Here is a 14,905-nt window from a genome sequence, read left to right on the forward strand (position 1 = left end):
AACAATTTTTGTATCTATCTATTTAGGTAACCCCTTGCTTAGCATAAGCGATTTAAAAAGTAGAGCGATGCCTAATGATTTGCATCAGAGACTCCAGGTCCACTGGTTTGGTTACATGCTCATCGAATCCCGCTTCCCTGGCTTTTCGCTTATCGGAGTCTTGCCCGTAACCAGATACGGCGATGATGAACGTCTGGGGGCCTCTCGGATGCTGGCGAATCTGGCGACAGGTTTCGTAGCCATCCATTTCCGGCATACCAATGTCGAGTAAAATCACTTCGGGTTTTAGATTATCCAAGGCCTCCAGGGCTGCCATCCCACTATCCCGCGTGTAGACTTCATAGCCTTTCAATTCCAATAGCACACTTAAGGTGAATGAAGAATCTGAATTATCATCCACAATCAATATACTGGTCTGGCGTATAGAAGTAAGCTTTGTGGACGGGTCCATTTCATTCCTATCCCTCACTAACGCAGGTAGATGTACCACAAAGGTACTTCCCTTATTCAGGCCTTCGCTCTGGGCTTCTACGCTGCCTTCATGAAGTTCGGCAATCTGTTTGACCAGGGTAAGTCCTAAGCCTAGCCCTCCCTGCGAACGAGCCAGTGAATGGTCTACCTGCACAAACAGCTCAAAGATTTTTGAAAGTTGGTCCGTCGCCAACCCAATGCCATTATCTGTGACGCGAATGATCGCTGTATTTTCTTCCTGACTCAAGCTTAACTCAATGGCTCCCTGATTAGGAGTGTAACGGCTGGCATTGGTTAATAAATTCATCATTAGCTGTACCAGACGAGTCGCATCTCCCTCTAACTCAATTGTTTCAATGGGTATGTTAACGCGAAGCTTTTGCTGCTTGTTCTCAACTAACATCTGTACAGATTCGAGGGCCTGATGAACCAAATCGTTCAGAAGAACCCGTTCTTTTTTGAGTTCGATTTTTCCCTGACTGATGCGGCTCACGTCCAACAGATCATCAACCATTCTTACCAGGTGATCGGTCTGACGAGTCATTCGGTCTATCACTGTTTTAGCCTGAGCATTGGTAGCTGCCGTGATTGATAAAATTTGCAACCCACTCCGAAGCGTGGCCATTGGATTACGAAGTTCATGAGCCAGCATAGCCAAAAACTCATTTTTCCGCTGGTTTGCTTCTTTTAAATCATCTTCTGCCTGCTTCTGGCTGGTTAAGTCACGCATTACTTTCAGAAGACCGATGATGGTACCGGCTTCGTTGAGTAAAGGCGTAGTTACCCCCGAACCAAAGAAGCGGGAACCGTCTTTTCGCATATGCCAGCGTTCGTTCTCGGCCCGGCCTTGTAGCAGAGCCATATCCCTTTCTTTCTCAGGAGCACCCTCCGCCCGATCTTCTGGAACAAAAAAGATTTCTCCGGGTTTTCCTACGATCTCCGGTTCTGAATAGCCAAGCATGTACTCAGCACCCGCGTTCCAGTCCTGAACTTTCAGGTCTAAATCAAGCGTTAATATGGCGTAATCGGTTGCACTTTTCAGCATAGCGTCCTGACGACCTTTCATATGTCGTAAATCTATTTCAGCCTGCCTGCGAGCCGTAATATCAAGCATTACCCCGCTCATGAGGAGCGGTTTTCCTCCCGACTTTTCCATTACCCGACCGTATCCGCTCATCCATCGTTCCGTTCCGTCTTCCCGTAAGGCACAAAATTCAGTATCAAAATCCGTTTCACCCGTCAGAGCCTGACGCAACAGTTCTTCGACTCGCCCGCGATCATTCGGATGCACATGTTCAAAAAATACATTAGGGTGAACCGGACCTATTTGAGGTTCGAGACCGAATATTCGAAAGTGGTGTTCGTTCCAGAATACTTCATTGGTCTGAAGATCCCACTCCCAGGTAGCCATGTCTGCGGCTTCAACCGCCATGCGGGTCCGTAACTCTAACTTTTGCAGAGCCATTTCAGCCTCTTTACGCTGGGTTAAGTCAGCAGTAATGGCCAAGACCGTAGTGTCCTGACTAGCTTTGTGATGCAACAGAGAGACGGAGCTATTAGCCCAGACAACCGTACCATCGGGTTTTACATACCGCTTATCAATGGACGCTACCTCTCCAGTCAATAGCAGTTGTTGCAGCACCTCATAGCTTTTAGCAATGTCCTCTTCAAAGGTTACCTCTGAAATAGTATGGCCTATCAACTCAGAGGCATTCCGGGCCAGCAATTGACAAAATTTGTCATTGACCCGTAGAAAGTACCCTTCGGTATTGAGTTCAGAAATGCCCACCTGAGCCGTCTGAAAAATAGCCAGCAGGTGGGTTTGACTTTGCTGAAGGTCTTGTTCGGCCTGCTTCAGGTCATTGATGTTGGAGATAATAACCATGTGCCCGGTAGCCTGCTCATGTCCATTTTTAATAGGAACGGCAGAAACATGAGTCCAGATTGTACTTCCGTCGTCCTGCATATATCGCATCTCAATGGGCGGCAGTACCCGTTCACCTCTCAAGGCTCTGGCCCCTGGAAAGTCCTGAGGATCCATACGGCGACCATCGGGATAATAGCCTAACCATCGATTGGGAGTGTCTTTATCCATAGAAGGCATGACGCCCGTAGGAATAAAGCGTTCCATTTCCTTATTGGAGAGAATGAATTCCCCTTTTGTATTTACCACGCCAATAGCTACGGGCAAACTTTCAAAGATAGCGGCCAGATGAGCTTCACTTTCCCGCAGGGCCTCTTCCGCCCTTTTGCGAGCAGTAATATCAATGACCAGGGAAACCCCCGTCTTCCCCTCTTCCAGCACAGAGCCGGCAAAAATACCCCATCGTAATTCGCCACTGGAATGATAAAATTGTTTTTCGTAAGGTTGGATTGCTCCCGTTTGCTTGAATTCTTCAACCGCCTGCCAGGTTCTGGGTATCCAATCTTCGTGTGTATAAACATCCCAGCGGACTTTTTCTGAATGCAGTTCCTCCTTTGTTACGCCCAGCATCGTCAAAAAAGCCTCGTTGGCTTCCAGAATAGATCCGCCAATGTCAAAAAAAGCAACAGACACCAAACCGCTTTCACTCAAACGTCTGAATTTTGCTTCGGATCGACGCAGGGTATCTTCGACTTCGGCCCGTTGTACGGCTGCCCAGGCACGTTCAGCCGTTTCGTGCAAAATTTTTATATCATTCCTGGTCCACTGACGCGGGCCACGCTGATCGACGGTGAGTACCGCAATAAGACTTCCTTCTCTGATTAGCGGTACAGAAATACTAGCCCCGATGCTGGATTGAATCAGACTGTCTTTTTCTTCGGCTGATAACCGATCCGTTTTACGTACCTCCTCCATTACAAAGTTTTCTCCCCGAAGCAAGACCTCCATGACTGTTCCAAAACTGCTTGCAGAGAAATTACTCATTAGTTCAGCACCTTCCTCGCTTACATACTCGGCATCCGTACTTCTGTCTTTATCACTGAGGGTAGTAAAATACGCATGGTCTACCTGTAGCTGCGGGCCTAGCAACTGCACAGACTTCCGCCGGATTTCGATGGGGCAGGTAGTTGAACGCAAGGCATCGCTTAGTTTCAAAAGATATTCCTGTAACTGCTCGCCGTGCCTACGTTCGGTAATATCTTCAAAAACGTTAGCAATTACCCGGCTTTCAGGCCCGCCTATTCGTGACGTATGTGTCTGATACCATTTATGATTATCTTCATCGTAATGCTCGTACCGGATTGATTCACCTGTTTTAACAACCCGGTCGTAGGCTTCCAGCCAGTAGAATTGAGCAGGCATAAAGTCACTGGCTAACTTTCCCGCCACTTTCTCCAGCCCGGTTATTTTTTCAAAAGCTGGATTTACTTCCAGCCAGCGAAGATCTAATGGCTTCTCTTTTTCATCGTAGATCATCTCTAAAACCGCAAGGCCTTCGCCTATGGTATTAAACAGAGAGTAATACCGATCCGTTGCTTTCTTTGCTATTTCATCTTTCAAACGAAGGATTTCCTGCTGGCTTCTCTTCTTTTCTGTAATGTCTTCGGTATTCATCACGAAGCCATCATTCATTTTAATCAACACCTGATGATACCAGCCATCAAACTGCTCATAACCATAATATTTCTCCTGTTCAATGGATTTACCGGTTTCCGTTACCTCCACAAACTGAGCAAACAGGCCCGTATCTACAACCGCTGGATTTTTTTCCAATAGACTTTTACCAATGACATCGCCATTCTGAATAATGCCTTTTTCATTATTCATCGTCCAGATGAAATCGATAATGGCCCCAGTTTCATCTCGCTCGGCTCTGAAAGCCTGAACGATGTAAGGAGAGCTGTCTAAAATGGTTTGCAAGTGCTCTTTCAGAGTGGCCAGTTCGTGTTTTGTCTGCTTTAGTTTCGTAATGTCGGTGGTGGTGGTAACTAGGCCATCCTCAAGCTTAACCGTAGACTGATAAAACCAGCCATTGAATTGCTCATGCACATAATGACGTTCACTCTGATCGGCTACTCCCGTCTCACATACTTTTTTAAATGTCTCGAAGACGCCCATCTGTTTTACTCCAGGGTTCATTTCCAGCAGGCTTTTTCCAATCACATGACCATAATATTTTTCACTGGCATGATTGTTCAGCGTCCAGACAAAATCGATGATTTCACCCTGTTTGTTACGCACGGCTTTGAACACCTGAATCATTTCCAGCGTACTATCCAAAGTGCCCCGAAGAAGCTGTCTGTTTTCCTCTAACTCCTGCGTGCGTTGGTAGACTTGAGCTTCCAGTTGAATTTCATAGTATTGCTGAGCTTCCAGTAGAGCCTGCTCTGCGTCTTTCTTATCCTGAATGTCAATATTTATACCCAGCCATTTTTTTATGGAACCGTCCGGGTTAAGGATGGGCGTGGCTTTAACATTGGTCCAGCGATAACCACCGCCCGGTCTCTGAAGCCGAAATTCGGCATCTACCCGCTTTTTCTGTCTGCCAGCCTCCTGCCATTGCGAAAGGGCATAGGGTTGATCATCAGGATGCACAGCCGCCACCCAGCCTTCCCCCATCCCTCCTTCTCGTGACTGGCCCGTGTAAGCTTGCCAACTGGGTGAGTCCTTGATAACCATACCCTGCCCATCCGTCTCCCAGAAAGCCTGAGTAAAGGAAGAAAGTAAGGTATGATATTCTTCGGCTGTAATCGTTGAAGACGGCGGTGTAGATTCCTCCTTTTGCATAGAGCATAACGTTTACTAAAGGCTGCTAGGCAACCGATAAAGCAGAGGTAACGAGAGTTGGCCATGATCACTCGAAGCCTATCCTTTTTTAACTCCCGGTTAATCCATTGAATGGAAAAGAAGCGTACCCGAACTTGTTTTATAAAAAAGAAGAATACCTTATTACTAGTAATGGTAGCGACTTTGTATGTTTTCCTATGCCTTCAAATTGATTTCTTTTTCTAACCTATTCGTTTGGGACAGGTTTCTTCCACTTATTCCAGTAGTAAGTAAAATCAAACGAAAAATACCTTGGCAAGCGATTGACAGATTCTTCGCTCCGTGTATTGGCCATCTGTTGAAATTCGAAAATGGTCCGGTTATCAAAAATATTAGTAGCTCCCAGTGTCAATCGAATCTGGCTCTTTTCACCTAAATATTTGGCTATCTTCAAATCTGCTATCGTATTCGCAACGTACGTGTCATTCGTCTTTTTACTAACGATGGCCGTACCTGTGATATGAGCGTACCATTGATTCTTCAGATTCAGATTCGCTTTGACACTCCCTTCATTGCGAATATTAACTCCTGTCTGAGCTTTTAATTGTTTTACCAGGTTAAATCGATAATCAAACTGAAATGTTACCCGTTGGGAACCTATTCCCTTTATGCCCAAGGTAGTACTGTTTAGCAAGGTCTGATAGAGACGATTTTCGCCACTCAGACTAACCCGGTTTTCTCGCCGGGACAAAAAATTGAAAAAGTACAATTGAACCGGACTACTCCGGTTGAAATTAAGCCACATGAACGTAAACGTCCAATGATTTAAGTGTCCATACTGTCGCATGGTTTGATTGAGAGAGCCCAAAAATCCTACGTTTAGCTGCGGGTTAACCGGAGGCTCCACGCCTTCATAATACAAATTGAAAGTCAGGTTATTAGCGGTGGCAACAACTGTTGACACATTTACTTCTGCATTACGCTGGGCGTAGTTCAAGAGGGAAGGATTTCCCTTTCTAATGACCTGAATTGACGAACTATCCATTACGGGCAGCATGTCTGGCAGCATGGGGTCCATGCGGCTTATCTGATAACGGAAAGATGCTTTAGTTTGCCGGGAAAAACGGTACATCAGAAACAGATGAGGCATCCATTGTTGTTCTTTAAAGAACTGCTTCTCCTGATCCAGCGAAACCAGCTTACGCGTGGAGTACCAGTGCCAGGTTGCCATCCCAGCCACCAGATCCCAACGCAAGCCCTTGTATAGGGCAGTAAGTTGAGATTTCCATTCAAAATTCTGAATTTCCCAGGTGTCAAATCCTAAGTCAGGTCGCACAAGGCGAGAGGTCGTTTCCCCTAACTGGTACGCCTGTTGATGAAAAGGAGCCGTAGAGGAATTTGCGGTAGTAGTAGATTCCAGTAACCATCGGCGTGATAATGGCAAGGCATGTACGAGTTCTGCCTTTAGCACCTGTACTGAGCTCACTTGATGAATCTGGTTATGATTGATTGTCGTTGATTCTACAAATGCTGTCTGTCGATTTTGATACGTTAGGTCCGTTGCGTTTTGCTGATAAAAATAGTTTAGGTAAGCGGAAGTTACATGAGCCTTCTTAGCGTGTCTGCGAAGCCAGGCAAGGTGTTGGCTTAACACAAATTCCGATTGCCTCCTATCCTGAAATGTCTGAAAGATATTTTTCAGAAGCGTATCGTTTCTTTGGCGATCTATAAGTTGAAGAGACGTATAGTTAGTATCCAGATTCTTCAGGCGTTTATACGCAATGGTTTGAGAAAACCGTAAGCTGCTTTTCTCTGAAAACTGAATCGTTCCCAATACATTTCCCCGTAGCCAGTCCGTAAATTGCCGGGTATTCTTCCGTCCCCTCAGTACCTGTTCCGTTAATCCAACGCTTATCAGCTGCTGTTCTGTTCGCTCTACATTACGATCATCCTGATCTGCAAAAATAAATCCAGTCCAACTGCTGCGAGCTCCCGATTTAGAAAAATTCAGCCCCAAGCCAGCCATTCGGGTGATCCCTTCCCCCGGATCTGCTAGCAGATTCGGATTCGTAGCCACATTTGTACGCTGTACTCGCAAGATTGGCATGGTTTCGGATTGGCTAGTTATCGAATATGCTCCATTTCTCATCTCCAGAAAGGTACTTCGATTGTACGAATCCTCATCCTGCTGCGTTAAGGCACGTTCGTTAATATTGTTGACACTGAGGTATGTATTGAAAAAATGTGTAGGATGAATTCGATTAAACCGCGTACCTACCTGGTACCGGGACTTCGTAGCCGGACTTGCTCCTACATTTCCGTATAAGCCGTTCTCGTACTCTTTCTTTAGACGAATATTTAGGGAACCGGCTTCGGCAAGCACTTCTAATTGTTTAATCATTTCACCCTGTAGGGCTTTTAATGTAGCCGTAGCATTGCCCCCAAAGAGTAACTTCCCGTTCACAGTCACCCGGTTTATTTTTTTACCCATCACTGAAAGCGTCCCATCCCCGTAAACCCTAATACCGGGAATTTGACTCACTAGTTCACTGGCATCCGCATGGGGCATGATTGGGATACCATCGGTATCAATAAACGTAGTGTCCCCTCGAATAGAAATCCGATTATCCGATTTTATAATCACTTCTTTGAGTTGGGTAATTTCAGGCTCCAGTCGTACCCGATGAAGCATCAAGTCCCTGTTTAAAAACACCTGATATTGATAGCGTTTGTATCCATCAGCCTGGATTTCAATCTGATAATCACTATGTTTTTTTAATAAAATACTCAGACAAGTGTCCGCACTTTTAAAATGAAAAGAAGCCTGTACTCTCCCTTCCGTCAAAACGTATACATCGGTCTGTGTCCGTTCTTGTCTCCCTATACATAACCGAAGTAAACCCGTCGTTTTCTGAGCAAAGACAGGCGAAGAACACAGCATTAGTGACAGTAAGAAGATAAAATAATAAGGTCCACTAAAGAAGGCCATTTTATAGTTTAATAAATTCTGATCATTTAAGTATTCATAACCATCCTATTCCTGATTCACATAGCTAACGTCTGTTCGGACTACTGTTCCTTGAGCATTACTATACCAATTAATACATGCGACAAATGATCCACTCTGATAAACTGACACAAAACCACACGTATAGTTAACTAATTTTTCATAACTGATTTTAATTGAATTATTAGTTAAAAAGCAATCACAAGAGCAGAATAAGTAGCTGTTTTTATTCTATTGTTTAAAATGCAGCGGGTCATTTCTTAAGTAAACTGTTTGAAATATCATCATTATTACTTATTTACGCAAGCAATAATAACTATATATAAGTATGAAAATGATACTTCCTATTTTAGGCATTCTAAGTATATTATCCAATCCCTTAAATGCTCAGAATTATGCTTGGCAGCAAGCCTTAGCTTCGTATATGAACAAGCCTATTAGCTCGCTAGTAAAAGCTCAGGGTACTATTTCGGGAGCTAGTACCAACGAAAGCAAGTCTATTAAGGGAGGGATTCCTACTTCAGTTGTCAAACAATCGCTAAGCTCTTCTTATAATAGAACAATTGTGTTACAACCAGTATCCGAGGGGGGTACGTTTACCATCCATCGAAAGGTGAATAAAATGATTATTACCAGTAAAGATGCCCAATCTACCAGCCAATATGATTCAGAAAATCTGTTTGAAAGGGACGTAATGGCTACTGCTCTAGGCGAACAATACGATCCATTGGTAGGAAAAACGCACACATCGGTTTTTCCTTCAAACCAAACAGTAGATACGGAAAAGACTTTTAATGGGTTATGGACGAAGAGTGTTCCCTTCCTGGTAGCCACCCCCGAACTGGTTGGAATCGTTATGCCCGTAAAAGATATGAATGATTTAAAAGTAGGCTCAGTCTGGAAAGATGAATTCCCCTATGGTAACCAAATCATTGTGAACACCTATACTATTGTATCGCTTGAGAAAAACGTCGCCACTGCTACCCTGACAGGCCGCCGGGAAAGCCGCTCCCCTTCCAGTATTCATTTAGATAATAGTCGCATTGTATCCATCAAGACGAACTATACGGGCACCATTCAATTTGACCCAAAAAAGCTGTTCATTTATAAAGCATCTTTCCATTTTACTACGGAAAATTCCTTGCAGGTCATGGGCTCTGCCAATAACTCTACCACGGTAACTGATTCTGAAATTACCAATTCCTTTTCTCGTTAAACCTTCTTAAATGCTATGGTATTCGGGGCCATTGCTTAAGCCAATTAAGTTCTGTAACCTCAGATAGAGAGAATCTTTCCCTTTTCAGAATATATGCTGCCAGCAAAAAGGCTGCCAGCGGTTTGTTTGGCTATTTGAGTGTTAAAAATATTTCTTGCAAAGCGGCAGGAACTACTACTCATATTAGTTTTCTAACTGAAGGCAGTTAGGTGCCGCCGCTGCCAGCGTGGCCTGGCCAGCTTTTTCGCTGGCAGCATAAACATATGATGGAGTAAGCCTTTTCCAAATTAAGAACATGTGCTGCCAGCAGATTTTTGAGCTATACGAGTGAAGCACTCCAGGGTAGCTAACTAACAAAAAGTATTTGGAATCATGGGTAAGGCCCTTTCTTTCTCCCTAGATAAAAGAGTTGCGTTTTTTCTATTACAAACGCTCATCCCGCGTATAATCCTCCACGGCAATAACTTTTACCAGATCGTAATACCTGGGGAATAAAGGATTTAAAACGACATTATATTCCTGCGGTAAAACGGCACTTCTTACTTTGAAGCCGAGGTATTCTTTTGCTTTTAAAATCCTATCGCCCTGATGTTTCAATGCCAGATTTTCGGTCATCCGCCAGTCGATAGGTAATGCTTCGTCCTGAACTTCGTAAAGTTGAGCAGAGTCGTCAATTTCGATGGTCATGATAAAGAGGTTTGGTGGCAGTTCGGAGTCATCCACGTGCACCAGTAATTCCAGTAAGGCCAACGCCCGGCTTTCGCTGGTATATAATGCGAAAACGCCTTCGTTGTTCCAGCGACCACCGAACAACGAGGCACCTAAGCCGCTTAGATCATTAGCTCGCTCCTTCTTTTTTGCGATTCGATAAACAACCATGAATACTACGAATACACTCCTTCCTCGATTCGTCCCAGAATTTGGTTGACCAGTTTAATGCCCGTGGGCGTATTGAGTAAATCAAAAGGCCTTTGTCCGCTCAGGGCTTTATTTTCCTTGTGTAGCCATCGGTTGAGTTTGTCAGGATCTTCGAAAAGGGTGAGGCCCATAGCGATGGTATGGGCAATTTCAATGGAAAGTGAGGAGACGAGCGTATTCAACACATCTGTTTTCTTTTTCCGGGCCAGCGTTTTATAAGAAAGGTTCAGCAGTTCGGCCATGTCTTTCATGGGAATGTCCAACACATCAGCCAGGTGTTCGAGTGATGCTTTAGGAATGCCTTTTTCGCTGGCCGTCAGAAAATCCAGTCCGGAAACGGGTTCGTTTTCCATAAAATGCGTACTTCCTAAAATCAACCAGGTAATGGTATTGGCAGGAGCTTTTTGCCGAACCATCTCCGTTACTATTCCCAAATTCCAGCCGGAGTCAGGCGTTACCGAAACCATTGATGTTTTCATAGAATGGACATTTGACTCAAATATACGGAAAAATGTCCATTCACTACTATGCAATAATAAAAAGGTCTGAAAATCAATTAGAAATTGACTTTCAGACCTTCAGTACTTAAGAATACTAGAAGTATTATTTCAGTGGCGTAGCCAGATTAACGAAGTAAATACGGTTTCGGTCTACTTTACCCGTAGCAGGTAGTATTTTGGCTGCAAAACCGTTGGCCCCGTTATCAATGACACCGAAATCATCGTCATTGGAAATAGCCAACGTACTATTGCCAATCAAAGCAAGACCTTCGGCTTTGTCGTGCGGATACACGGGGTTGATCTGAGCCAGCAAATCCAGCACCAGCGTTTTCGTAACGGGCGTAATACCCGCACTTTGCAAACCAGCCGTGTTCTTAAGTTGCTCTACCGTTTGCCCGTTATAGAGTTTTCCATTTTCACCATTGGCAGGATCAGAAATGTCCGTAGCTCCGGCCAGATCAAATTTGAATACTTTCTTGAACTTAGCTGGTTTGGCTGGATCTCCGCCGTAATTACCGTCCCGCTCCAGAGCCAGGAAGGTCGTATTCGTAATGGCTGCTACTTCACTGCAACCCGTCAGGCTGGAATTTTCCATGACGTAAGCATACTGATGAGTTTCTCCGCTAGTAATATCGAAAGTTAATACCCGCAGAATGGTTCCCCCCGAAACTGCCGAAGAAGAAGGATTATACAGAGGCGATTGCATTAATCCTACCAGCGTTTTGCCATCGGGAGTAATCGTCAGACCTTCCATACCGCGATTGGGACGGCGTTTAGCCAATACCTTGGGCAGGACACGGCCTCCCGTTCCTGAACCGAAGGGGTTAATACGTTCAATCGTTTTTCCCGAAGCGTCGAAGTGAACAAGGTGAGGGCCGTATTCATCACTAACCCAGAACGAGCCATCAGCCGCCCGCACGAGTCCTTCCGAATCCAGTCCATCGGGATCTGGATTTAAGGTTTTACCCGTTAAATCCAGGGGCGTTTCGCCCGTGCTACCCTGACCAGAAGGGTTAGGAAGTCCCGTCAGAAGCTGACCAGCGGCATTTTTCAGCAGAATAGTTTCAATTAATACCAATTTATCTCCGTCCCGACGGAACTTGCCAATTTGTGGCGTAAAATCAGCTTTGCCAAAAATAATGGAGTTAGCCGCTACCCCTCCTGAGTTCGGCCCCCGATCGGTTAACAGATAAAAAATATTGGGATCATTGGGATCAGTAGCCAGAGCCGAACCGAAACCGCCGTTATAAATCACGGTACCGTTAGGAGCCGTTGACAATATTTTAGGGTCAGAGGCTTCCGCAAAAAGGGGAAAACTAGCCGGAGGAAAAACGTGATCGGTACAGGCCACAAGAGCTAACAGCAGAGTCCCTGCCGTTAGAAAAGAAGGTACATATGGAAGCTTCATGGGATAGTAAGAAGTTAGGCCACAAAGCTAGGAGTGGGAATATTACGGAATCATGATATTATACGAGGTAATGTTATAAAAATGTGAAGGTTTTTATACTTTCGTTTTGATACGGAACCAAGGATATTTATAGTAGGTGATGCCAGCAAAAAATAGAGCATCGACATTCATACGTTAGAAAAAGGAAGGTTTTACGGTGTGTTTTAATGATCAATTAGTAAACTTTAAATCCCATCCAACCCAGTATTGTAATGATGAAAAGAGGCCTTATCTTTTTCTGTTCTGTAGCTATAATCGCTGTTATCTACTGGCGTTACCCATCGAAACCGGCTATAGACCATTTTACTATTATTGAAGCTGGGATTGAGCATCTTTTCAGACATCAAAAATTTTCGCCAGAGTTTTACCGTCATCCGCTACAAATTGTAAAGTCTTTTTACTTAAGTCATCAAAACGGGAAACGTCTCAACCGGAAGCCTTACTACCTGATTGACAAAGCTCCTTGCTCCAACGAACGGGATTGGCAACATCCTTTACCTTATCTGGAAATCTGGGGCATCGTGCCGCTAGCAGATCAGGCGATTCGTTTACAGCTTTTTTTCAATTCTATTGGAAAATGTTACACCCTGGATTTGTACGAAGAAAACCATCAATGGAAAGTAAGAAATAGTAATTATGCTGATATAAAAATGGGATGTTAGACGAATGATGCCAGCGAAAAAGCTGGCATCGGCTAGGCTGAAGTAGTTGAGTTTATCTCTTCTACTATCATCCGAAGCGAAGGGCCTTACTTAGTATTGCGAACTTGCCTGGGGTAGTAACTCCATTCCCTTTTCTCTCACAGTCGCTCGGCTCTAGCCGAGTGACTGCGGAAGTGAATATGAAGCGTGAGACGCATGATGCCAGCGAAAAAGCTGGCATCGGCTGAGCTGAAGTAGTTGGAGTTTCTCTTCTACTGTCATCTAGAGCGAAGTGAAGGACCTTACTTATGCTTTTGCAAACTTATCCGGGGCAGTAACCCCCTTTCCATTCCGAACAAGTTCTCTTCTAAAGTAAGGAGCCTCTGGCAGACCACAGGTTACTCGTGGTCTGCCAGAGGCTCCTTACTTTAGTTAATCCAACTTTTCTACCGTGACGTTTTTAAAACTTCCCTTTCCACCTTCCGTGAACAAACTTACCGTTCCGTCTTTTTTAGTGGGGAAAACGTGGTCAGTAATTACGGCTTCGCCATCGTTGATGTATACTTCAACCATCGAGGCATCTACGAGGATGTGCAGCTTAACGGCTCCATTTTTAAGTTTCACAGGGGCCTCTTCCACACTTGCAAAAGTCGGATTAAAATCCACTTTGCCTGACTTGCGACGGTCAAACTGTACTTTACCATCTACATACCGAATAATCGTTTCTTCGTCACCTGATTTATAAAGCTTTAAACCTATTTCTTTGGCTTGCTTCGGAAGCAGCTCTGCTTTAATTTCCAGCCGTTCGCCCGTGGCTTTACTAAAAACCTTTTCGTTACTGGTTAAGGTTAGCGTTTTTACTGATTCCAGTGGCGTGCGTTTTAGCTTGGCTAAGGCCAGGTAAGGTTTCTGAATCAGAATTAAGCCTTCGGGCGTACGTTTGAGCGAAATTTCGCGGGGTAAAGTCATGCTGCCCCGAAAAGGACTTGTAGGAATTTCCTTGGCGTACGTCCAGTTGAGAGCCCAGCCCAACGTAATGGGTTTGGTCTGCGATTTGGGCAAGTTATTAAACTCAATGGCCGCGTAATAGTCCTTGCCGTAATCAATACTATTACCCCATCCTACCCGAGCTGGTTTTAGATTATCCTTATCCAACGTGAAGGTTTTTCCGTCGTAATTACCTACAAAGTATTGCATCCCCACGAAGCCTTCCACCTGATGGCCCGAAGAAATATACAACACCCATTTTTTCTTACCGGGTTCATTTTCAATGGGGACTTCCATCAGGGCAGGGCACTCCCAGATTTTAGAAACGTCCCCCTGTTTGCCAAATTCTCCCGTCTTGGTCCAGCTTTTCAGATCTTTGGATTCGTAGAACATTGCGGTGTGAATATCCGGCTTCACCACCGACATCACCCATTTTTTCTGCGGCTCGTACCAGAATACGTTCGGGTCGCGGAAGGACGGCGTGCCTAGTGTCAAGACTGGATTTTTAGCGTATTGAGTCCAGGTGCGGCCTTTGTCTGTGCTGTAAGCCAGATTCTGATGTTGCTCCAGTTCTTCGCCCTTGGCGTGCACGTGTCCGGTGTAAATGGCCACCATACAATCTTTGGTACCCGGAGGGCATACCTGACTTTTGTTACCATAATCAATGACGGCACTTCCCGAGAAAATCATGGTTTGGCTTTTGCCGTCGGGATTATCAAATTCGGGAATCGCGAGGGGTAAATGCTCCCAGTGAATCAAATCTTTGCTAATGGCGTGACCCCAGCTCATATGTCCCCAAGTGTCTCCAAAAGGATTGTACTGGTAAAAAAGGTGATACTCGCCTTCGTAGTATAAAAGACCATTCGGATCATTTGTCCAATTCTTCTCTGGAGTAAAGTGAAAGGCTGGACGATACGCTTCTGTTGGCGTTTGGGCCTGTGAGTAAGTAGCCGTCATGGCAGCTAGCAAACTCAGCAATAATTTCTTTTTCATAATAAAAGGTTAAAAGTCGGCTGAATGGATTAGAC

At 44.8% G+C, this 14,905-nt stretch carries 8 protein-coding genes; 2 read left to right on the forward strand and 6 right to left on the reverse strand.

Features of this window, described 5'->3' with window-relative positions; genetic code table 11:
* Positions 1-52 precede the first annotated feature (52 nt).
* Both QE357_RS23465 and QE357_RS23470 read right to left on the reverse strand, forming a co-directional pair.
* Positions 53-5,182 (reverse strand): PAS domain S-box protein, encoded by a 5,130-nt coding sequence (locus QE357_RS23465; protein WP_309713310.1) that lies wholly within the window; start codon positions 5,180-5,182, stop codon positions 53-55.
* A gap of 226 nt (positions 5,183-5,408) precedes the next feature.
* A complete protein-coding gene (locus QE357_RS23470) occupies positions 5,409-8,150 on the reverse strand; it encodes a hypothetical protein (RefSeq protein ID WP_309713312.1) in 2,742 nt (913 codons plus the stop codon).
* Between the two features lie 346 nt (positions 8,151-8,496).
* On the opposite strand from QE357_RS23470, the gene QE357_RS23475 reads away from it, so the two are divergent.
* Positions 8,497-9,384 (forward strand): hypothetical protein, encoded by an 888-nt coding sequence (locus QE357_RS23475; RefSeq protein WP_106638170.1) that lies wholly within the window; start codon positions 8,497-8,499, stop codon positions 9,382-9,384.
* Positions 9,385-9,807: 423 nt separating this feature from the next.
* Here the strand turns inward: QE357_RS23475 and QE357_RS23480 are convergent, their stop codons facing one another.
* The 3 genes from QE357_RS23480 to QE357_RS23490 form a co-directional block, all read right to left on the reverse strand.
* Positions 9,808-10,263, reverse strand: coding sequence for an RES family NAD+ phosphorylase (locus tag QE357_RS23480; RefSeq protein WP_309713317.1), 456 nt, complete (start codon positions 10,261-10,263; stop codon positions 9,808-9,810).
* A 5-nt stretch (positions 10,264-10,268) separates the two neighbouring features.
* Entirely contained in the window at positions 10,269-10,781 is a 513-nt protein-coding gene (locus QE357_RS23485) for an antitoxin Xre/MbcA/ParS toxin-binding domain-containing protein (RefSeq protein WP_309713320.1), read from the reverse strand.
* Positions 10,782-10,905: 124 nt separating this feature from the next.
* Positions 10,906-12,210 carry an esterase-like activity of phytase family protein gene (locus tag QE357_RS23490; RefSeq protein ID WP_309713324.1) on the reverse strand — a complete coding sequence of 435 codons (1,305 nt, stop codon included), beginning with the start codon at positions 12,208-12,210 and terminating at the stop codon, positions 10,906-10,908.
* Positions 12,211-12,461: 251 nt separating this feature from the next.
* Between QE357_RS23490 and QE357_RS23495 the strand changes: the two genes are divergently transcribed.
* Positions 12,462-12,911, forward strand: a complete 450-nt coding sequence (locus QE357_RS23495; protein WP_309713327.1) for a hypothetical protein — start codon at positions 12,462-12,464, stop codon at positions 12,909-12,911.
* A 411-nt stretch (positions 12,912-13,322) separates the two neighbouring features.
* Here the strand turns inward: QE357_RS23495 and QE357_RS23500 are convergent, their stop codons facing one another.
* Positions 13,323-14,870, reverse strand: a complete 1,548-nt coding sequence (locus QE357_RS23500; protein WP_309713330.1) for a glycoside hydrolase family 32 protein — start codon at positions 14,868-14,870, stop codon at positions 13,323-13,325.
* Between the last annotated feature and the right edge of the window lie 35 nt (positions 14,871-14,905).

The organism is Siphonobacter sp. SORGH_AS_0500, assembly GCF_031453245.1.
Lineage (GTDB): Bacteria > Bacteroidota > Bacteroidia > Cytophagales > Spirosomataceae > Siphonobacter.